The sequence below is a fragment of the Hyphomicrobium sp. D-2 genome, from assembly GCF_029872155.1.
Lineage (GTDB): Bacteria > Pseudomonadota > Alphaproteobacteria > Rhizobiales > Hyphomicrobiaceae > Hyphomicrobium_A.
Genome location: NZ_JARXLA010000002.1, coordinates 93,173 through 114,592, shown reverse-complemented (window position 1 = coordinate 114,592; position 21,420 = coordinate 93,173). Strand labels below are relative to the sequence as shown.

General features: G+C 61.5%; 17 protein-coding genes and 1 riboswitch. Of the genes, 7 read left to right on the top strand and 10 right to left on the bottom strand.

Features of this window, described 5'->3' with window-relative positions:
- Positions 1 to 4: 4 nt before the first annotated feature.
- From QEZ49_RS02410 to QEZ49_RS02380, 7 genes are all read right to left on the bottom strand, one after another.
- Entirely contained in the window at positions 5 to 418 is a 414-nt protein-coding gene (locus QEZ49_RS02410) for a hypothetical protein (protein WP_280383878.1), read from the bottom strand.
- Positions 419 to 605: 187 nt separating this feature from the next.
- Complete coding sequence (locus tag QEZ49_RS02405) at positions 606 to 1,049, bottom strand: host attachment protein (RefSeq protein ID WP_280383876.1); 444 nt, start codon at positions 1,047 to 1,049, stop codon at positions 606 to 608.
- A gap of 150 nt (positions 1,050 to 1,199) precedes the next feature.
- Positions 1,200 to 2,690 carry a hypothetical protein gene (locus QEZ49_RS02400; protein WP_280383874.1) on the bottom strand — a complete coding sequence of 497 codons (1,491 nt, stop codon included), beginning with the start codon at positions 2,688 to 2,690 and terminating at the stop codon, positions 1,200 to 1,202.
- 244 nt (positions 2,691 to 2,934) lie between these two features.
- The gene (locus QEZ49_RS02395) at positions 2,935 to 4,395 is read right to left on the bottom strand and encodes a PepSY domain-containing protein (protein ID WP_280383872.1); all 1,461 of its coding nucleotides are present in this window, start codon (positions 4,393 to 4,395) and stop codon (positions 2,935 to 2,937) included.
- Positions 4,396 to 4,447: 52 nt separating this feature from the next.
- Positions 4,448 to 6,814 (bottom strand): TonB-dependent receptor, encoded by a 2,367-nt coding sequence (locus QEZ49_RS02390; protein ID WP_280383871.1) that lies wholly within the window; start codon positions 6,812 to 6,814, stop codon positions 4,448 to 4,450.
- Between the two features lie 228 nt (positions 6,815 to 7,042).
- Positions 7,043 to 7,230, bottom strand: a riboswitch (cobalamin riboswitch).
- 176 nt (positions 7,231 to 7,406) lie between these two features.
- Complete coding sequence (locus QEZ49_RS02385; RefSeq protein ID WP_280383869.1) at positions 7,407 to 7,907, bottom strand: DUF192 domain-containing protein; 501 nt, start codon at positions 7,905 to 7,907, stop codon at positions 7,407 to 7,409.
- Positions 7,908 to 7,915: 8 nt separating this feature from the next.
- Positions 7,916 to 8,470: a cold-shock protein gene (locus QEZ49_RS02380; protein WP_157066678.1), complete on the bottom strand. Its 555-nt coding sequence runs from the start codon at positions 8,468 to 8,470 to the stop codon at positions 7,916 to 7,918.
- 759 nt (positions 8,471 to 9,229) lie between these two features.
- On the opposite strand from QEZ49_RS02380, the gene QEZ49_RS02375 reads away from it, so the two are divergent.
- The 5 genes from QEZ49_RS02375 (at position 9,230) to QEZ49_RS02355 (ending at position 14,199) form a co-directional block, all read left to right on the top strand.
- Entirely contained in the window at positions 9,230 to 10,045 is an 816-nt protein-coding gene (locus QEZ49_RS02375) for a phosphoadenylyl-sulfate reductase (RefSeq protein WP_280383867.1), read from the top strand.
- On the top strand, positions 10,042 to 10,947 hold the full coding sequence (gene cysD / locus QEZ49_RS02370) for a sulfate adenylyltransferase subunit CysD (protein ID WP_068461287.1): 906 nt from the start codon (positions 10,042 to 10,044) through the stop codon (positions 10,945 to 10,947). The genes QEZ49_RS02375 and cysD overlap by 4 nt, the downstream gene beginning before the upstream one ends.
- Positions 10,947 to 12,410 carry a GTP-binding protein gene (locus tag QEZ49_RS02365; RefSeq protein WP_068461285.1) on the top strand — a complete coding sequence of 488 codons (1,464 nt, stop codon included), beginning with the start codon at positions 10,947 to 10,949 and terminating at the stop codon, positions 12,408 to 12,410. Before cysD ends, QEZ49_RS02365 begins: the two co-directional genes overlap by 1 nt.
- Before the next feature lie 114 nt (positions 12,411 to 12,524).
- Positions 12,525 to 13,268 (top strand): sulfite exporter TauE/SafE family protein, encoded by a 744-nt coding sequence (locus tag QEZ49_RS02360; protein WP_280383863.1) that lies wholly within the window; start codon positions 12,525 to 12,527, stop codon positions 13,266 to 13,268.
- A gap of 115 nt (positions 13,269 to 13,383) precedes the next feature.
- Complete coding sequence (locus QEZ49_RS02355) at positions 13,384 to 14,199, top strand: sulfite exporter TauE/SafE family protein (protein ID WP_280383861.1); 816 nt, start codon at positions 13,384 to 13,386, stop codon at positions 14,197 to 14,199.
- A gap of 257 nt (positions 14,200 to 14,456) precedes the next feature.
- Here QEZ49_RS02355 and QEZ49_RS02350 read toward each other — a convergent pair whose 3' ends face one another.
- The 3 genes from QEZ49_RS02350 to cysG form a co-directional block, all read right to left on the bottom strand.
- Positions 14,457 to 16,190, bottom strand: coding sequence for an NADPH-dependent assimilatory sulfite reductase hemoprotein subunit (locus QEZ49_RS02350; RefSeq protein WP_280383859.1), 1,734 nt, complete (start codon positions 16,188 to 16,190; stop codon positions 14,457 to 14,459).
- A gap of 38 nt (positions 16,191 to 16,228) precedes the next feature.
- On the bottom strand, positions 16,229 to 18,007 hold the full coding sequence (locus QEZ49_RS02345; protein ID WP_280383857.1) for a flavodoxin domain-containing protein: 1,779 nt from the start codon (positions 18,005 to 18,007) through the stop codon (positions 16,229 to 16,231).
- Between the two features lie 79 nt (positions 18,008 to 18,086).
- Entirely contained in the window at positions 18,087 to 19,556 is a 1,470-nt protein-coding gene (gene cysG, locus QEZ49_RS02340) for a siroheme synthase CysG (RefSeq protein ID WP_280383855.1), read from the bottom strand.
- Positions 19,557 to 20,228: 672 nt separating this feature from the next.
- Here cysG and pqqA point away from each other — a divergent pair.
- Positions 20,229 to 20,318, top strand: coding sequence for a pyrroloquinoline quinone precursor peptide PqqA (gene pqqA / locus QEZ49_RS02335; RefSeq protein WP_068459450.1), 90 nt, complete (start codon positions 20,229 to 20,231; stop codon positions 20,316 to 20,318).
- Positions 20,319 to 20,477: 159 nt separating this feature from the next.
- Positions 20,478 to 21,407, top strand: coding sequence for a pyrroloquinoline quinone biosynthesis protein PqqB (pqqB, locus tag QEZ49_RS02330; protein WP_280383852.1), 930 nt, complete (start codon positions 20,478 to 20,480; stop codon positions 21,405 to 21,407).
- The last annotated feature ends 13 nt before the right edge of the window (positions 21,408 to 21,420 follow it).

The following is a 21,420-nucleotide window of genomic DNA, read 5'->3' as shown; positions in this document are numbered from 1 at the left end:
GTGGTCAGGCCGGGAGAGGTGGTCCGCGACTGCGGTAAACGGGATGGGTGGACGATGCCAGATCGTCATGCAGGAACGTCGGCATCGGCGCGGCGTGCGGCATGACGGGAAGCGTCACGGCAGAGCGCGGTGCCAAGGCCAACTGCAGCGCGCTTACGCCCTTGCAGATCGGGCATTCCGTTTGCGGTGCTGCCGGATCGGTGCCGTCGGTGGCACAGATGACGCCTTCAAGCTGCGCCTCAGCCAATAGGGCGTGAGAGACATGCTGAAGCTGCGCGTTGAATTGTGAGGTGAGATGGCCGGGGATCACAAATGCGTACAGAGCTACGCCCAGCAGCGCCAAGGCTGCGGCCACTCTGTTACGGATACGCGATACACCCCACATCATGGCCGCGAATGTATCCGCGAAATGCCGCATCCTCAAGCGTCATGCGTGTATTTTTAAGCCATCCCGTGTCGGGGCAGCACGCCAGCAACACTACCGGCGCCGCTGCTTCACCCGCTGCTTCGATGCATTGCAACGCAACAGCGAGCCGTTGTTTTCAGCGCTTCCAAACAAGGACGCCCACGCGCTGCGGCCAAGCGCAACGTGCGGGAAGGATGCCTCAGATCGGCATCACCGCACCCAGGTGTTCCGGCAACGCCTTGGTGGGCACCTTCACCAGATCCTTGTCGAGCTCGGCATAGACCTTGTGCTTGACCGGCTCGGACAGCACCTCGCGCAGATCTCCCAGCGCTGCCGGTGGCGCCACCAGCACCAGCCGGTCATAGGCATCCTTCGACAGCCCCTGGTCCAGCACCTTGCCAAGATGCTGCGCGAACGCACGCTTCAACTCGCGGTGCGGATCAACACGCGGCGTGATTGCGTGGCGCGAAACGCCGACGGACTCATGCGTGCGCCCCAGCTTGTCGCGCACGAGTTCACTGTCCGGACGATCATCGCCGTTGATGACTTCGATCTGCTCGATGCCTTTACCGGGGCCGCGATTTGCAAACAGGCGCGCATGGGCGCCATCGGCGATCAGGATCCAGGTGGTTGTCGCTTTCATGCTGCAAGCTCTCCCGTTACGCGCCGACTATTGCGCCGCTGAATGATGAGAGTGCGCGCGAAGTGTCACCAGGTCATTGACGCCCACACGCACCGGCATCCAACGCTTAACGCATCCAATTTTAGCCAACTGCCGTGCAGCTTAATCGTCTCACTTCAGGCGTCTGCCGAACGCAAAGATCGCAGCAATGGGAATGACGAAGCCCATCACCAGACTGATGCCGACGATGTACGGCAAGTTGTCGTATTGGCCGCGCGTGATGACGAATATCTCGTTGAGGTATTTCGTCTGCAGCGCGCCAGCGACGAGCGCGAGGTTCATCAGCGACGCCATCAGCGCGAACCATGTTGCGCGATGTCCCGCTGGCGCATAGATCGCGATCAGCGTCAGCAACGGTATCATGCTGAGCTGCGCGAAAGGTGATGTCGTCGCCGCATCGATTATGGCGATGGTGCGCGCGCCGAAACCGAACACACGCTCGGTCCAATCGGCAAGACCAAGCGTGAGGCCGAATGCCGGCAGCGACAGCAGCGTGGTGATAACGGTGAGCCAAAGCAGCACCTGCGCTACCGGACGGCGCGTGATCGCATCGGAGAACAGCCACATGCCGAGCAGTGCAAGGGCGGCGCCGATCTGCGCCAGCGTGCCCTGGAACGCTTCATCGAAGCCCAGCACATCGATGACGAACCAGGTGTAGCCCTGCCCGGCCAGCGGCATGGCGCGGTAAATGAAAATGATCAGCGCAGCAAAAAAGATCGTGCGCTGTGTTTCGGGATCGAGCTGACGCACCACGCGCCACAGCATCGAACATATGACCGCCATCGAGACCGCGAACACGATTTCCTGATTGAACGGCACCGAAGCCCCCGCCAGCGTCAGCACGAAAACGCCGAACACGATGCCACCGCCGAGGATGCGCCAGTCGATAGGCCGCCGCTCAACCGGCCGCAGCGAAATCAACAGCGCACCGCTGACCGATATGGCGGGAATGATGAGCCCGGCGAGAAACACGCTTTCATACGAATAGATGCTGGCGATCCAGCCCGCGAGCCCGGCGACGCAGAACATGCCAAACGACAGCGCAAGCCGCCCCAGCACCTGAACCATGCCGAGATCGCGATCGATATCTGCCTTCGGGCGCGGCGTGCCATCGGGATTATTGCGGTCGACAACCTCCGTGCTCATCGCATCGGCGACGACATCCTGAATGACAACGCCGAGCACGCTGACAAACGCACCCAGCCGGTACAGGTTTTCCGGGCTGGCAAAGGTGAGCCAGCCGCCCGACGCACCCGCCAGCAGCAGCATGCCCGATGCTATGAATGCCGCGCCGATGAAAACATAAATTCGCCGTTGCGAGCCGAAAATAGGCACGGCATCGACGAGTTCGCCGAACACCATCTTCACCGTCCACGGCAGCGTGATCCAGACGCTGAGCGCAGCGAGTTCGGCGGGGCTGAGGGTGAGTGCCTTCTTGACCCAGAAGGCTTCGGCAACAGCGATCAGCCCCAGCGCGCCATAGGCGAAGTAGACCATCAGCAACGGCAGGTAGCGGGGTTTGAAGGCGCGGATCGGATTGAGCAGCGCCGCTTCAAGCTGGCGCTTCACATAATCCATGCTCCAGGCTTCGCCCGCTGCCATATGGTGCTCCTTCAGGGATCAGGCCGAACTACAGGACGCCGCACACCACCAACCCCATCAGAGGCTGTTGCAGGCATGGAGTGCGAGCGCCGAGCAATCAGTCCGTAGCCGACAATGCTGGCCGCAGGCTATGCGCACGATCAAGGCCCAACACCGTTAAAAGATCATTGGCCCGTTTGATCGGCGGCGCGCTGGCCGCAACGCGCCGCGATGGGATGCGTGCAGGCTTGAGATGGCGGCAGTGTCAGCGCAGCCGAAACATGCGGTATGCCAGCACCACGCCGGTGAGAGACACCGCCATGCCCAGCATCGAAAGCAACCAGATCAGCGTCTGACGGAGCAGCGGGCGCTCCAGCAGCCACGGCAGATCATACTGATGCGCGAAGCCGAACAGCCACCGATAGACCCGGTCGCCCTGCGCCAGCGCGCCAACGATGCGCCCGGTGGTCAGGTCGATCATCAGCCATGTGGACGCCGGATCGTCAAACATGACGCGCAGCGCCGGCAATGGCCGCTGGGCAAGGTGCGAAAACCAATAGAGATCCGGCGCATCCAAGCGCTGGACTGCCGCGATATTAGCTCCCGGCATCACGACAGCCGCCGCCGCCGTCAGACGCTGCTCGGCAAGATCCGCCGCTTCGCCGCTGCCGGCCAGCACCCGCCTTGCAGCGCCATCATCGGCGATGATGATGGGCGCGCCTTCGACCCATGAGAACGACAGCTCCTTAGTGTGCGCGCCAACTGCCGCGCGCAGCGTCGGCAATGTCGCCGCGAACGCAGGCCGCCCCGCGCCATAATAACGGGCGAGATCGTCGGGGCCGATGCTCAGGCCGCCGATCAACCCAAGCGGCGATACTGACAGCCATCCGCTGACCAGCCAAGTGACCACAAACACACCACCGACAAGTCCACTGAGATGATGCCATCGCATCCAGCCACGATAGGGCGTGATCCGTCCCGAGGCGTAGCGCTTACGCAACCGCATGCGCAGCACACCGATCCAGATGCCGAGCACGGCACCGATGGCGGCCGGCCCCGCCGTCCACATGATGACCTGACGCCACAGCGGCGGATCGCTTCTGATGACGGTGAAATAAATCCAGTGCGGCACCGAGCCGAGCCAATTCCAGATGCGCTCGCTGCGGCTGGTGTTCTGAACGATCTCGCCGGTTTTGGACGAGACATAAATTTCAGTACCGCGACCATCCGCAAGTTCGAACAGGTGCAACGGGCGATGCGGTGAGAACAACCCGGAGACCGTCCATTGATCCTGCTGAATTGTGCGGGCGTGACTGACCGGGCTATCGGGAAAAACGCGCTCTAGCCGCTCGGCGGCAGCATTGGCATCAACGCTGGCGATCAACCGGCCATCCAACGCGGAGACGGAGGTGGGCTTGCCAAAATCGACAATGCGATAGACCGGTTCATCGCCCCACATTTCGAGGCGGAACACGGTTGGCACCCAGGCCAGATTGACGGCTGCGAGTGCCTCACCCGGCGTGACGTTGATTTTGTCGGCATCGAGCCTAGGCAATGCCGTCAGGCGTTCCGCATCACGCCATGCGGGATACGGCACGTACAGCATCACTAGGCCGGAGAAGAACCACATGGCGCATAGCAGGCATGTGAGTACCCCGAGCCAGCGATGGCTCCAGAAAAGCCCGCGCCGCAGCAATTGAACCAGAGAATAGGTTGCCAGTCTCAAGTCTCAACTCTTGCTGCGGCGCTGTGCGAAAGTGCGTCCGCGGATCGACGGATCAGAACTTGTAGCCGAGCGATACCGCAAACGTGCGCGGCGGCGCGACAAAGCCCTGGATATCGTTGCCTGTCGCGACCGACGGATCGGTTCGATAGTACGATGCATAGGTTTTATCGAACAGATTGGTCACCTGGAAATCCAGTGTCGCCGCTGCGGTAGGCTTCCACTGCAGAGCTGCGTTCGCGATTGTGTAGGCAGGCCGCTCTAGCGTATTGGCGAAGTTTTCGTAGCTGCTGCCAACATACTGGATGCCGCCGCCAACCTGCCAGCCCGGAGCGAACGCCCAGGTTAGCCAGATGTTCGCGGTTTCGCGAGGCACAATGATTGCCTTCTTACCCGAGTAGTCGACCATTCGAGCAACAAAATTGACCCAATCGATTTCGGGGTAAGCAAACTCATCGTATTTGGCGTCGAGCAGAGCGCCGTTCGCATCCAGTCGCCATCCGCTGCCAAGTTCCGCGCCGAACGTAGCTTCAATGCCGCGCGACGACTGCTGACCAATCTGGTGCAACGTCGGAGTGAATGCCGGCGTGATCCCGCGGATCAACATGTCATTCTTCACGATTTCATAAGCTGCCAGCGACCATTCAACCGCGCCGCCGAAGAGCGATTGTTTGATACCAATCTCGTACTGGGTGCCGGTCGTCTGCTTGAGGTTGGAGATGTTTTTTGCATAGTCGAGCAGCGGCACGTCCAGAGGATCAGCGCCGACGGCATACTGACCGTAAATTGCCAAGCCCTCAACCGGCGTCACCACTACGCCAGCGCGCCAGTTGAACGAGTTGAAGTCGCTCTCAAAGCCATTGTTGGCATTCGCTAGGTCTTCACGCGTCAACGTCGTCGTGTCCCACCGCGCGCCGCCAACAACGGTAACGTAACGATTGAGCTCAAGGCGATCCTCCAGGAAGAACGAGCGCTGCATGAGTTCGGATTCGAACCGCGGCACGAGCGTGTGCGGGTTCGGGAACAGACCTGGATTGGGGTTGAAAGGGTTCACGCTCGGAATACCCCCGGCGCTGTAATTCGCGTAGTCGAATGTGCCCTTGTTTACGTCAAAGCCAACCACAGTCTCGTTGCCGAAGCCGAGGAAGTTGCTGCGGACAGTGGCGTCAAGCCGATTGCCGATCTGGTTTTGCTTCTGCCGGATATGCAGCCCGCCGAACCGGTCGATCTGATTGTTTGCAGTGTCCCACACGTAGTCCTCAACGTTGCGGAACTCGCGCCGGCTGCCCAGACGATAGGCGACGTTGCGAACAGTGATACCTTCTGTTGCTTGCCATTCGGCCTTGAACTGAGTCCACTCGTCGCGGAACTCGGCCAGCGAGTTAGCGATGTTGTAGTTCTTGTCCTTGATGCTCTTGTCGAACACGCCATCTCGATAGGGAACGCCGAAATACTGCATCGGCTCGCGTTCAGCGTAATCGTGCGAGACCGAGAGCACGAGGTCGTCTGAAACCTGCATGCGCAGGGCGCCATAGGCGTTGAAGTTTTCGGAGTCGCCGTTGTCGACCCAGCCGTCCGACGCTTCCTTGCTGAGCGCAAAGCGATAGGCCACCGCATCGGTAAGCGAGCCGCCGCTGTCGACAGACGCGCGCCGTGTGTTGTTGCTGTCGTAATAGACCTGCGCCTCGTTGACCTGCGCGCCAACGATAGGCTTTTTGGGCACAACATTGATGGCGCCGCCGATGGCTCCGTCGCCGTAAAGAATGGACGCGGGGCCGTGCAGAACTTCGACGCGCTCGACGGACCACATGTTGAACGGGAACGATGTGGTGCCGCCCGTGCCCGGATAAAGGCGCGTGCCATCGTAAAGCCGCGTGATCGAATTGTTGCCCACGAAGCCGCGCGCCGTGAAGGCTGTGCCCAGTACCAGGATCGTAGCGATCGTGATGCCCGGCGCGTTCTGCGTAACGGCTTCAGTGATCGTGTGCTGCCCGCGCTCGCGGGCGGTCTGGCCCGAGATGATGCTGACGCTTGCAGGCGTTTCGAGCGGCGTCAGGCCTAAGCGGCTGCCTGTGGTGTTCGGCACATCAAGATTCACACCGGGTCCGGGATCGGCATAGAGCGGCGATGCGCTTGATTCTGCGGTTGCCGTTGCCGTTGCCGTTGCGGTCTGGGGCGGCTCCGCAGCCACAGCAACAGGGGCGGCAGCCGAAGCGGGCGCGCTCTTTTTCTTGGCGACCTGAGCTTTTTTCTTTTTGGCCGCTGGCTCGACAACGAGCGCAGGCAGCTCATCGGCTGGAGCCGCCGCCGACTGCGCATTGGCGTCGGCCGTTCCCAGCATGAATGCGGTGGCCGCAGCCAGGGCACCGAACGAAACACTTATGGATGGATGGAACGCGCGGAACGCCGAACGCTTGGACACAACACTACCCCCAGTTACGCAAACCAAACCGAGGGAAACACGCCGGAACGCAACTCTACCGCACACAGCGATACACCACAGCTCCGCGCCGTGATGCGCACCGATGGCGCTGGCTAAACAGCTGGTGTCAGGAAATGACACCGTAGAACGACAAACCTGACGTAGCTTCCCTACGGTCGCACATCAGTCGCCACTACGGGTGTCCGTTCTACCGCGCGGCCCGCACGGCAAAGGGCGACTTGTGACGTCAGGTCTCCTGGCTCTCGGCTCTGGCGCTTTATCCGGCCTTCCCAGCAGCTCCATGAGAGCCGCCAGTGGCGTATGCGGAAAAGCTCGCCGATTACAGTTGCGGGCGCAGCCGCGGTTTTAGCGTATCGCCTCACCGCGTTCCCTTGAACATCACCCCTGCATCTGCGCCTGTGGGGGGCACATGAGTCAATGCCGAAGGGCCGTCCGGTTGTGCGCGCCCATTACCGACGTGACCGATTCGCAACAGTCATCCGCGCCTTACATGCCACCGGTGCTCGTCAGTACTGAGTGGCGGCTGATCCGCCTTGCGAACTGGCCTCTTCAACTAACAGACGGTGGCGTTTCAGTTTTCCGGGGCGGCTGATGAAAAGCTGGGATGGCGAACCCGATCGCCTGCCTTGATACCCAGCCGCTGCGTTGCTCCACCCGCCAGCTCAAGCACAGCCGAGACCGGCCCACCGGAAGCGACGATGCGCTCGGACAGAGGTTCGGTACGCACCTCGATGCGATGGATGACGCCATCCGGCTTAATGAACAGCATATCCAGCGGGATGTACGTGTTGCGCATCCACATGCTGATCTCGCGCGGCTCACCATAGGGGAACAGCATCCCCTTGTTGTCCGCCAGCTCGGTGCGGAACATGAGGCCAAGCGCCTTCTGCTTGGGATCGTCCGCAATCTCGACGTCGATGGCCAGCTCACGACCATCCGCCGGCAGCAGCCAGAGCTTTTCGACACGCATCTGCACATCGGCCACAGCAACACTCGCCGCCGTGCCAAGCGCCATAACAAACAGGGCCGCCCCACGGGCAGCCCTGCTCTGATGAATTTGCAATTTTGCCATCGCCCTTATCAGTGCGTTGGCGGCAGCCCCGGCTGACCATCCGGTCTCAGTTCGGCAGCCATGCAGCCCTTACAGCCGTGACCCCAGCGAACCATGACCATTTGACCCGGACGCAGCTCGGTGAAGCCGAAGCGCCGCAGTGTTTCCATATGTACGAAGACGTCCGGCGTTCCTTCGCCACGCGTCAGGAAGCCGAAGCCTCGTACCCTATTAAACCACTTTACCATGGCCCGCTCCCAGTCACTCTCGGGCGTAACGATAACGTGTGTACGCTGCGGAAGCTGCGAGGGATGAATCGCAGTGCTCTCGTCCATGCTAAGGATGCGGAATGCCTGCATTCCCTTGGGACGGCGCAGGATCTCAGCGTGAACCCGGGCACCTTCGTAGGCTGTCTGGTAACCACCGGCGCGGAGGCAGGTGACGTGCAGCAGGATGTCGGCCAACCCGTTGTCGGGCACGATAAAGCCATAACCCTTTGATGCATCGAACCATTTAATAGATCCGACGACCTCGAAGACTTCGACACCGGCTTCTTCGGCCCGTTCTCTCGACATGTCGGCCATAGGCTCGAACTGCGGAAAATCCGGACGCTCTGAAGAATCCCCCATTGTGGTACCCCGCTACTTTCTCAAACGTTTGCTTTTACGCCTCCGAACTTCGCCAACCCATGGAAGAGCCCTCTTCATGGCAGGCGACGTCGCGAAGCACGTGAAGAATACCATTTGTTAACCTGCCCGCTAGTTCGTTTGTTCCCGCAAAGCACTTGCAGCAGGAATGTCACGGGGATGTCCACATTAAATCACACAGAACAAGTCATTGGTTTTCATGGGTTTTATGGGTTATTATTTCATCCCCACATTTTCATCTGGATCAACTTGGGCACAGCTCTCCGAATGAATCCGTCTTTGCAAATTGAGCTCGCGAACTGACGTATTGCAGCGGCACTGATTCGTTTATCCACATGCTGTGGATCATTTCCGCCGACAGAAAAAACGAGCGAATCGACAGACGAATCATCGGCGACGATTTGACTGCGAATAGGAATGCCGGACGCTATAAAGGCGGCTGTCCACAAGTGCGCTCGGGGCGATCGCGCCCAGCCCGCGCGGAATGGCTTTCCGGCGCCTCTCGGCGGCTCACCATGGCGAGCCGCACGCGGTTGGCTCTCGGCCTTCCGGGACAGCGTTCCCCCAAGCCTCGGATTGGCAAAAAATTCCACCCCTCCGGGTGATGGGGAATGTGATACTATTTTTATTTCTGACTATAGCTTTAAGTAGAATAAGGTTTCCACTACGTTCGGCCTTGAGGATTTAGGGACCACTATGCCGACGAAAACCTCGAAAGCGGGCGCCGCCAACGCTTCGCCCCGCGCCATCCGCCAGCCTTCGCCGACTTCGACACCCTATGACTGGGTGGCCGAAGCAGATGCGCTTGACCAACGCCTGAGTGAGATCGACAGCCTTGAAGAGCGGCTGCTCGAGATCACCCGCTCCGTTCCCGGCCGCATCACTTTCTCTACCAGTCTTGGCATCGAGGATCAGGCCGTTCTGCATGGCATCGCCCGCAGCGGCGCCAACATTGATGTCTTTACTCTGGATACCGGCCGCCACTTCCCCGAAACGCTCGACACCCTCGAAGCCAGCGAGAATGTCTACGGCCTCAAGATCCGTGTGATGTTCCCGGAGGCGCACGAAGTTGAAGAGCTGGTTGCCCGCGACGGCATCTATGGCTTCCGCATGGCCATCGAGAACCGCAAGGCCTGCTGTGACGTGCGCAAGGTGCGGCCGCTGAAGCGCGCACTGAACGGCGCCACCGGTTGGGTGACGGGCCTGCGGCGTGAACAGTCCTCCGGTCGCGCCCATGTGCCCTTTGCGGCCTGGGACGCAACGGACGGTCTGGTCAAGCTTAACCCGCTTGCGGACTGGAGCCTGGAGCGCCTGGAATCTTTCGTGGCCAACAACGCCATCCCGATCAACCCGCTGCACGACCGCGGCTTCCCTTCCATCGGCTGCCAGCCCTGCACGCGCGCCATCCGCCCCGGCGAGGACATTCGCGCAGGACGCTGGTGGTGGGAGAACGAAGACGGTAAAGAGTGCGGCCTGCACAATCGCCCCCGCCAAAAGGATGCCGCCGCATGAGCGCGCAATTTTCGCACCTTGATCTGCTCGAAGCAGAAGCGATCCACATTTTCCGCGAGGCTGCGGCTCAGTTCCGCAAGCCGGTGCTGATGTATTCGATCGGCAAGGACTCGACCGTTCTGCTGCACCTCGCCCGCAAGGCGTTCTGGCCGCAGAAGCTGCCGTTTCCATTGCTGCACATCGACACCAAGTGGAAGTTTCGCGACATGATCACGTTCCGTGACAAGACGGTGCGTGATTTCAATCTCGATCTCATCGTGCACACGAATGAGGACGGGCTGAAGCGGGGCGTCAATCCGTACGATCACTCGCCATCCGTCTACACCGACGTGATGAAAACACAGCCGCTGAAGCAGGCGCTGGACAAATACGGCTTCGACGCAGCCTTCGGCGGCGCACGCCGCGATGAAGAAAGCTCGCGCGCGAAAGAGCGCGTGTTCTCGTTCCGCTCGCCCGGTCACCGCTGGGATCCGCGCCGCCAGCGCCCCGAAATGTGGAACCTGCTGAACGGTCGCCTCGGCCCCGGCGAAACGGTGCGCGTGTTCCCGATGTCGAACTGGACCGAACGCGACGTGTGGCGTTACATCGCCCGCGAAAACCTCGACGTTGTGCCGCTCTATTTCGCGGCCGAGCGTCCCACCATCGTGCGCAATGGTCAGTTGCTCGTCATCGATGACGACCGCCTGCCGCTGCAGCCCGACGAAGTTCCCGAACTGCGCAGCGTGCGGTTCCGCACTCTGGGCTGCTGGCCGTTGACCGCCGCCGTAGCCTCGACCGCAAACGATCTTGAAAGCGTCGTAACCGAAACACTTGGCGCCCGCACATCGGAACGCCAGGGCCGGCTTATCGACCATGACCAAACCGGCGCGATGGAGCGCAAGAAGCAGGAAGGCTACTTCTGATGACAGCGGTCACTGCTATCCGGCGCGAAGCCACTGCGCCTGCCCTCAAACAGGAGCTGGACGGCATCCTGCATCTTCTGACCTGCGGCTCGGTTGATGACGGCAAGTCAACGCTCATCGGGCGCCTGCTCTATGATGCATCCGACCTTTCCGACGATCAGCGCGCGCTGATCGACAAGTCCACCACCGCCAGCGGTCAGCCCGATTATTCACTGCTGCTCGACGGTCTCGTTGCTGAGCGCGAGCAAGGCATTACGATTGATATCGCATGGCGATACTTCGATACCGACAAGCGCCGCTTCGTCGTCATCGACAGCCCCGGCCACGAGCAGTATACGCGCAACATGGCGTCGGGTGCCTCCCATGCCGACGTTGCTATCATGCTTGTCGATGCGCGCCATGGCGTGAAGCGCCAGACCCGGCGCCATGCGGCCATTCTCGACATCGTTGGCGTGCGTCGCGTCATCCTGGCCGTCAACAAGATGGATCTGGTTGACTGGTCGCAGGAAAAGTTCCGCGCCATCGAAGCCGATTTCCGCAAACTGACGCTGCGCTTCGGCTTCCGTGATGCGATCGCGGTTCCCGTCTCCGCCGTAACGGGTGACAACATCGCCCATCAGTCGGAGCACATGCCGTGGTATTCTGGCCCGCATCTGCTGGAATACCTTGAGAAGACGCAGGCGCGTGATGTTGCCCCGCGTGGTCCCTTCCGGCTGCCGGTGCAGACCGTGCTGCGCGATGGCGTCGATTTCCGCGGTCTCGCTGGCACTGTTGCATCTGGTTATGTCAGCGTTGGCGACCGCGTGACAGACGTGTTGAGTGGCCAGAGCGCACACGTGCTGCGCATCGCCACCATGGACCACGATCTGGAAATCGCGCGTCAGGGCCAAGCCGTCGCCATCCAGCTCGACACCGACATCGACGTTGCACGCGGCGCGGTCATTTCAGCCGCCGATAGCGCGCTGCCCATCGTGGCCGGCCAGATCGAAGCCCGCATCATCTGGCTGTGGGAGACGCCGTTCGACAACGCCAACGGCTATCTCCTGCGCACCGGAACCGATCTGGCGCCGATTGCCGACATCACGGTGTCGTCGCTGCTGGATCTGGAATCGCTGGCCGTGCAGCCGGCGACGACCGTTGAAGTCAACGACATCGCCAACGCTTCCATCACGCTTGGCAGGCCGGTTGCCGTCGACACGTTCGCCGACAATCAGCCGACGGGCGTGTTCCTGATCGTCGATGCGCTGACGGGCGCCAGTGTTGCCGGTGGCGTGATCACCGCCGCGACTGCGGGCGAAGCAAGCAATGAAGGCGCATTCCATCTGACGCGCGAATTGCTGACGCGCGGTCTGTGCCGCGATCTGGGCGAAAGCGACGAAGACCGCCGCGAATTCCAGCGCCGCGCCAACGAAGCAGCGTTGCTGCTGCAGTCCGCCGGCGTGCAGGTAAAGATCGACATCTGATCAGACGAGATGAGTAAAAAGGAGCCGGAGACGGCTCCTTTTATTGTGGCCGCAGCGTCCGTTATATGGATTAATCCGTCGCTCTATCGATCATTTAAAGGTTAGTTTCGCCGCATGTGGGAAGACTTTCTACTGTTTGTCGCCGTCGGCTTCGCCGCGCAGATGGTGGATGGTGCTATCGGCATGGCCTATGGCGTTACGTCCTCCTCGGTGCTGCTAAGCATGGGTGTGCCGCCGGCCACCACCAGCGCCTGCGTGCACGCGGCTGAAACTTTCACCACCGCAGTTTCGGGCACGGCCCACTGGAAACTCGGCAACGTCGATCGCAAGCTTCTGGTCCGCCTTGCAGTGCCGGGCATGATCGGCGGCGCGCTTGGAGCCTTCGTTCTCACCAATATTGATGGTGACACAATCAGACCATTCATCAGCGCCTACCTGCTGCTGTTGGGCGTGCTGATCGTCTGGAAAGCGGTTGCGAGCCGCCCGTCGGAGGGCGCAGAACCGTCACGGGTCATCCCGCTGGGTTTCTTTGGCGGCCTGTTCGATTCCATCGGCGGCGGCGGCTGGGGCCCGATTGTCACCTCGACGCTGATCGGCCAGGGCACAAAACCGCGCTATGCGATCGGCTCGGTCAATCTCGCCGAGTTTTTCGTCACACTGACGATCTCAGCCACCTTCATCATGACCATCGGCCTCGACCTGTGGCCCATCATTGCCGGTCTGATCATCGGCGGCATCATCGCAGCGCCCTTCGCCGCTTACGCAACCAAGGTGTTGCCGGACAAAGCCTTGATGATCCTGGTCGGCTGCGTGGTCGTGATCCTGAGCCTTCGCACCATCATCTCGGCACTCACATAGGCACCGGGCATTTCAGTTTCGTCGGCCAGACGTGCTAAGCGCTGTCCGGTCTGTTCAACATAACGGAGCGTCCGACGTCCCCGGCGCGGACAATTGAATCGCTGATCGGCACCTGATGGAATTGTTTTTCTCAACCGGCTGGCCGGTCGTCATCATCGGCGGCTTTGCGGTTGGCTTTCTGGTGGGGCTGACCGGCGTGGGCGCCGGCTCACTGATGACGCCGTTTCTGATTTCGGGCCTGGGCGTGCCGCCCATTCTCGCGGTCGGCACCGATCTGCTGTTCGCCTCAATCACCAAGGCATCGGCAGCCTGGCGTCACAACCGGCTCGGCAACGTCGACTGGCCGATCGTGAAATGGATGGCGCTCGGCAGTCTGCCCGGCGCTGCAGCCGTGCTGGCGTGGATGTACCTCACCAAGCCCGATGTGCACGTGCTGTCGATCATCATCCGTGAGGTTCTTGCCGCCGCGCTTGTCATCAGCGCGCTTTGCGTCGCCGCCTATCCGCTGCTGAAGCGGCGCGCCAACGGCAATGGCAACAACGGCGCCGCGACCGACAATCCGCCCGTGCGGCGCGCGCCCACGCTGGCGCTAGGCATCATCCTGGGCGTGCTTGTCGCGCTCACGTCGGTCGGCGCGGGCGCGATCGGCGTCGTGGCGCTGACGGTGCTGTATCACACCATGTCGGCGCGCCGCCTGATCGGCACCGACATCGTGCACGCCATCCCTCTCACGTTTCTGGCGGGCATCAGCCACTTCGGCATGGGCCACGTCGACCTGACGATACTGGGCCTGCTGCTGATCGGCTCGGTGCCGGGCATCGCGTTGGGTTCACGCATCACCAGCATGGTGCCGGACTGGGTGCTGCGCGTGGTGCTGGCGCTGGTGCTGGGCTGGGCGGCCTATTCCCTCATCGGCCCGCTGGCGCACTGAGCGCTGAGACTTACGCCCGAAAGCTCCGAGCCTCCGAACGCACGCGCGGCCAGCGTCGCGTTGGCGCGCTTGGCGTCGCCGCATGCCGATGACGCCAGTGTTGCTGAGCCATCCCCATAACGAAAAAGCCGTCGCGCTCTGTCCAAAGACAGTGCGCGACGGCTGTCGTCACATGCAGGTGAAGTGACGTAACTGTATCGGCCAGCGTGGCGACAAGGCGCCTGACGCTGGCGAAACCCAGTATCCGCAGGCGGCTGCTATTCCGCCGCCGCAACCTTTACCGGCGCAAGATCAGCGTGGAAGCGATTGCCGCCGGTCGTTGCCTGAACATAACCGGCGCGGATGGCAAAGTCTCCGAAATGTTCGCCCTGCTCGCGCTCCTTGGCGTAGCGGGAGAAGATCGGATCCAGCAACCGCACAATACCACTTTTATCGACGTCCTCGGCATAAAGCTTGTTCAGCCGCTCGCCGTTAAATGCCGCACCGAGGTACAGGTTGTAAAGTCCTGGATTGCGGCCGACGAGACCGATCTCGGCCAGATACGGACGCGCGCAGCCGTTGGGGCAGCCGGTCATGCGGATGACGATCTCGTCGTCGCGCAGGCCGGCGCGATCCAGTGAATCCTCAAGCGCCGTCACCAGCTCCGGCAGGAAGCGCTCGCTCTCCGCCAGCGCCAGGCCGCACGTCGGCAACGCGACGCACGACATCGAGTTGCGGCGGATGCCCGAAAGATCAGTCCCGATGTCGATGCCATGCTGCTTCAGGATGGCCTCGATCTTCGCCTTGCCCTTGGCCGGTACGTTGGTGACGATGACGTTCTGGTTTGCAGTGACAACAAACCCGCCCGGATGGACTTCCGCGATCTCGCGCAACGCCGAGCGCAGCGTCCAGCCCGGCACATCCTTGATGCGACCGTTCTCGATGTAGAGCGTCAGGTGCCATTTCTTGTCGGCGCCCTGCGTCCAGCCGATCACGTCACCGGTCGAGGTGAATTCATACGGCCGCGCCTCGCCCAGCTTGTAGCCGAGACGCTTCTCGACTTCGGCGCGGAAATTAGCGAGGCCGCGATCCTCGATCGTGTACTTCAGGCGCGCGCGCTTGCGGTTCTCGCGATTGCCCCAATCGCGCTGGACGGTGACAACTTTCTCGGCAACGTCGATCGCCTGCTCCGTCGTGCAGAAGCCCATCACGTCGGCCGTGCGCGGGAAGGTTTCGGTGTCGCCGTGGGTCATGCCCATGCCGCCACCGACAGCCACGTTCCAGCCGACAAGCTTGCCGTCCTCGACGATGGCGATGTAGCCCAGATCGTGCGCGAACAGATCGATGTCGTTGGACGGCGGAACAGCCACCACGATCTTGAACTTGCGCGGCAGATAATGCTGGCCGTAAATCGGCTCTTCCTCGGGCTGCGCAGGCCGCGTCTTGTCGACCACCTGCTCACCGTCCAGCCAGATCTCGTGGTACGCGCCAGTGCGCGGCAGCAGATGCTCGCTGACATTGACAGCAAGTTCATGCGCGGCCGTGTGCGCCTTCGTCAGATACGGATTGGACGCCGCCAGCACGTTGCGGTTCACGTCACCGCAGGCCGCCAGCGTATCGAGCAGCGCCGCATTGATGGCCTGCATTGTGCGCCGCATGTTCGGCTTGATGACGCCGTGGAACTGGAACGTCTGGCGCGTCGTCAGCCGAAGCTGATCGTTGGCATAGGTGCCCGCGATCGCATCAAGCTGCAGCCACTGCTTCGACGTTGTCACGCCGGCCGGCAGACGCACGCGGATCATGAAGCTGAAAGCCTTTTCCAGCTTCTTCTTGGTGCGCTCACCGCGCACGTCGCGGTGGTCCTGCAGGTACGTGCCGTGGAACTTCGTGAGCTGGCTGTCGTCTTCGGAGATGGCACCCGTTGAGACGTCTGCAAGACCTTCAGCGATGGTCCCGCGCAGCAGCCGGCTGTCTTCCTTGATGTGTTCGTTCTTTGAACGCTTGTCAGTCATGTCGTCCGTCCTGTCAGAGTGCCCCCAGGCCACCCTTTTTAATATACGTCGCGCTGATACCGGCCCGCCTTGGCGAGCTCTTTCAGCTTTGCGCGGCCAACCTCGTCATCGCCGCGCGCCGTTTCAGCAAGGATGCGCGCCAGCGTGTCATCGACATCGCGTGCCATCCCCTTTTCGTCACCGCAAACGTAGACGTGCGCACCATCGGCAATCCAGTCGAGCAGTTCCTCGCGCCGATCCCACAGGCGATGCTGCACGTAGATCTTTTCCGGCTGATCGCGCGAAAACGCAACGTCGATACGGCTGAGCGTTTCGGAAGCCAGATGCTCCTGCCATTCGAGCTGATAGAGGAAGTCGTTGGTGAAGTTGCGCTCACCGAAGAACAGCCAGCTCTTGCCCTTGTGCTCCAGCTCCGCACGCTCTTCGATGAAGCCGCGATAGGGTGCAACACCGGTGCCGGCGCCAATCATGATGATCGGGCGATTGCCATCCTCCGGAATGCGGAAGTGACGGTTCGGCTTCACGTAGACGCGCACTTCATCGCCGGTCCTGCGACGGTCGGCGAAATAGGTCGAGCAAACACCGCGACGCTCGCGGCCGTGGGATGCCCAGCGCACGGCGCCGACCAGCAGATGCGCTTCGCCCGGATGCGCCTTGGGGCTGGAGGCCACTGAATAGAGGCGGCCCGGCAGCGGACGCAGCAGACTGAACAACTGCTCCGGCGTCAGCTTCTCGCTGTAGGTTTCGAACAGGTCGACAAGCTGGCGATCAGCGGCGAAAGCGGCAAAGGCTTCCGGCTCCAGCAGCTTGGCGGCATCGGTGCGCTGCGTCAGCTTCGAGAATGCCTCGATCAGCGGGCGCGACAGCGTGGTGACGTCATAGCGCTCGCGCAGTTTCTTCACCACCTCACCGTCAGCGCCAAGACCAACAGCTTCGGCAACTTCCAGCGCGAGCTGCGGATCGTTCTCCGGCACGACGCCGATGGCATCGCCGGGCAGATACGAGAAGCCCGGTGCATCGGCTGCGATTTCCACATGCCAGGTCTCGCGGCTCGAACCGGTGCCGTTGAGATCGACCAGCGCGGTGATCTCACCGGTGAGCGGGCTCTCGACCGTGTAGCGCGGCTCGTCGTCGTCTTCAGCAAGCAGCGGCGACTTGAAATCAACATGCACGACGGTGGCGTTGCCCGCATCGGCCGGGGCCAGTTCGCCCAGCGCCTTCTCGGTCCACTCAGCTGCCTGCTTGGCATAATCGAGGTCGAGATCGATGCGATCGAATGCACGCACACCGCCCAGCGCTGCGAGACGCTCGTCGATTAGTCTGCCGGTAGCGCAGAATTCGACGTAAGCGGAATCGCCCAGCGCCAGCACAGCGAAGCGCACGCCATCAATGCGCGGCGCCTCATCGCTCATCAGCGCGTTATAGAAATCGACGGCGCGGCTCGGCGGATCGCCTTCGCCCCAGGTGGCCGCATAGACCAGAATGTTCTTGGCCTTCTTCAGCAGGTCGAAGTCGGCATCGGCGAAATCGACGATGCGTGCATCGAGGCCGTGCTTCTGGGCGATCTTCTTGGACCGCAGCGCTAGCGCTTCGGCGTTGCCGCTCTCGCTTGCATAGAGCACCGTCAGCGGCTGACGCGGCTTCTGCGCCGGAACAGCCGCAATCGCACCGCCCCCCTGGGCAGCCTCAAAACCGGCGAAGAAACCCGCCAACCACGCGCGCTGCTGCGGCGTCGTGCGCGCGACCACGCTATTGAGGACTTCAATCTCCTCCTGCGTGAAGGGCGCATTCTTCGGTAGCAACGGCTGGGCGGTCACACTCGCCTCCTTGAGTTTATGGCATTGCGGCGCAAAGGAGCGCTGATCGTTTCTGAACTATGCTGATTTGTCTGCACGACTATCGGCATACCTGCTCGGCATATGCGTCAATGGCCTGCGAGCCTTTATCAGGTCCGCTCCCCGAAGCAATGCGCGCTCGGTATACCTCTACACGCTGTGGCCGCGACAGCCCTGCGCTCGCCCAATCCAAACCAACAAAAATGACTGCGGGACTGCGTATACCCGTATCCGCAATGGCCTGCACCAGCGATCGAAGATCCGTCTCTATTACCCGCTCGCTGGGCAGCGTTCCGTTTTCCACAACGACGACCGGCGTTTCAGGATCTGCTCCGGCGGCCAGCAGGTGCTTGCAATAGTGGTCGGCCGTCCTGACACCCATATAGATCGCGAACGCCTGCCCCGGCCGGGCCAGAGCAGCCCAATCGAGATCGATATCGCCTTCAGACGAAGCCCCGGTCACAACGGTGAACTGGCGGACCCGGTTGCGTTGCGTAACCGGCAGCCCGATGCTGGCCGCGCAGGCGTGCGCAGCCGTGATGCCCGGCACAACCGTCACCGGCACGCCCGCCTGGCGTACAGACGCCATTTCCTCGGCAGCACGGCCGAAAACGAACGCATCGCCGCCCTTGAGCCGCACCACGCGGTGACCCTTCAAAGCCTCGCGGACGATGATGCGGTTGATTTCTTCCTGGCGGTGGGAGTCGCCTTCCGGCCCCTTGCCAACGTCGATGCGCGCGGCATCCCGGCGCGCATACTCGAGGATGGCGGGATTGACCAGTCGATCCGTCACCAGCACATCGGCCGACTGCAAATATTGCTGTGCTTTCAATGTGATGAGGTCTGGCTCGCCGGGCCCGCAGCCAATCAGAACCACGCTGCCGACCGGATGGCCGAGCTGCCGGGAGGCTTCGATCTGACGTTCCAGCTCACGGTCAGCCGCTTCGCCGTTGCCCGCAAGCGCCGCATCGCGCCACGGCCCCTGCAACAAGGCTTCCCAGGTACGGCGGCGCAAAACGGGATCGAGAATGGTGTCCTTGACGCGCTGACGGAGCGCCTGGGCACGGTGCGCGATATCGCCAAAGCGCGCCGGCAGCCAGTCCTCCAGCCGCGCCTTGATCTCGCGGGCCAGAATGGGCGCGGCACCCTCAGTGCCGATGGCGACAACCACCGGATCGCGATCGACAATTGCGGGCACGATGAAAGTGCTATCGGCAGGTCCATCGACCACATTCACAGCCACGCCCCGCGCCCGGGCTGCTGCCGCGACACGCTTATCGAGGGCCTCGTCGTCGCTGGCGGCAAAAACCAGCACCGCGCCATCGACATCGCTATCGATGAAGGCCCGCGCCTCGACCGTCAGGTTGTTAAAACCGGCATCCAGGATCTCGGCGCACACGTCGCCGTCAACGAGGCGCACCCGCGCCGTCGTCTTCGCCAGCAGACGGAGCTTCTGCAGCGCTTTCTCGCCACCACCGACGACGAGCACTTCACGCTGCTCAAGATCGAGAAAAACAGGGAAGTATCGCAACGCCTTGCCTTTCGCTGCTCACGAGCGGATCAACCGGGATATCGCGTCGGGCACCGACCGGGGACCGCCTCGAGGCGGCACCGCATGCCAGTGACTGACGTTATAGTTTAACAAAGTAGTTTTTTCTATTCTCTCGACAGTATCGACGGGAAATAAGAACAAAATCCCCTCGCATCGCCGCATTCTGAAATTGCATTTCCATCTTGCGGGCCAACGCCCCCGTGAAAGGCCTCCAGCGGGTCTATCTCCGAAAGGACGGGCGAACCACCTGCGCTAGACAGAGGATCTGGCGCGCTAACACTTTGGTCTACATCGCCCCTTCAGCCGGTTGCGGCATTTTCCCCGCTGTACGCAACGGGCGGCGCATCCCCTGCCGCTCCGGCGGCATTGACACAGATCAACTCTGCCATCGACACGCACGGCCAAATGCCTGAGTCAATTGCCATTCTACCCCTGCCCGGCTGACGTTTTTCACACGGCATTGTGAGCGCCTTTGACTTCCGTTTCGGGCGGGCCTGTGGTTTATAGCCGCTATGGCGATTGAGGGCTCGCGTGCCCGAGATCGACGAACCGGGGCACCCGTAGAAGGTTAATGCTCCGGTGGATGGGCCCTCGGCGGGGTACATCCGAATAATGTAATAACGGCAAAATTGCGCAATCGGAGGAAAAGTCATGAAGGTTTGGACCAAGCCCGCAGTTCGTGAGCAGGAAGTTGGCCTCGAGGTTACCTCGTACATGCCGGCTGAGATCGACATCATCTAATTTTTGACTGTCGACTTTGACTCACACTGTCAGTGAGTTTCTTGCAACGGCGGTCGAGGCCTCGACCGCCGTTGTTTTATCGGGCGAAGAACGATCGAGCGCCTACGCCAGACGGCCCCAAGCCACATGGCGATGTGTGCTCACATTCAGACAGCAGAAATGATCATAAAAATTCTGGGGTCCGCTGCGGGCGGTGGCTTTCCGCAGTGGAATTGCAATTGCCGCAACTGCACCGCTGTGCGCACCGGCGTGCCCGGCTTCCGTGCGCGCACCCAATCGTCGCTGGCGATCAGCCGCGACGGCATCAACTGGGTGCTGCTGAACGCTTCTCCGGACCTGCGCCAGCAGATCAACGATACGCCCGAACTGCACGCCAAGCCCGAATTCGGCATGCGGCACAGTCCTATCAAGGCCGCGGTGCTGACCAACGGCGACGTGGATCACATCATTGGACTGATCAACCTGCGCGAAGCCCAGCCGTTTTCTGTCTATGCGTCCGACCGTGTGCTGGCGACCATCAACGCCAACTCGGTGTTTCAGGTGCTGGCCGAACAGCACGTGCCGCGCATCGAGATGAAGCTGAATGAACCGTTCGCGCTGACGGGCGCGGGTGTCGATCTCGGCCTGACGGTGGAAGCGTTCGCGGTGCCGGGCAAGGTTGCGCTGTACCTTGAAGATACGTCATCGGACAATTTCGGCAGCAAGGACGGCGATACGATCGGTTTGAAAATTACTGATACGGTCGAGAAGAAGTCCTTCTTTTACATTCCAGGCTGCGCGCAGGTAGATGAGAAGCTGGCCGCGCGCCTGAAAGATGCGCCGGTTGTGTTCTTCGACGGCACGCTGTTCACCGACAACGAGATGCTAGATCAGGGTCTGATGCCGAAGACCGGCGCCCGGATGGGCCACATCAGCATGTCGGGCGAAGATGGTTCGATTGCTGCATTTTCGGGACTGAATGTCGGCCGGCTGGTCTATGTTCACATTAACAATTCAAATCCGGCGTTGGATGAAAATTCTGAAGCCCGCAAGACGATTGAGGCTGCGGGCTGTGAAGTCGGATATGATGGGATGGAGGTGCGGCTATGAGCGACGCGGTGAG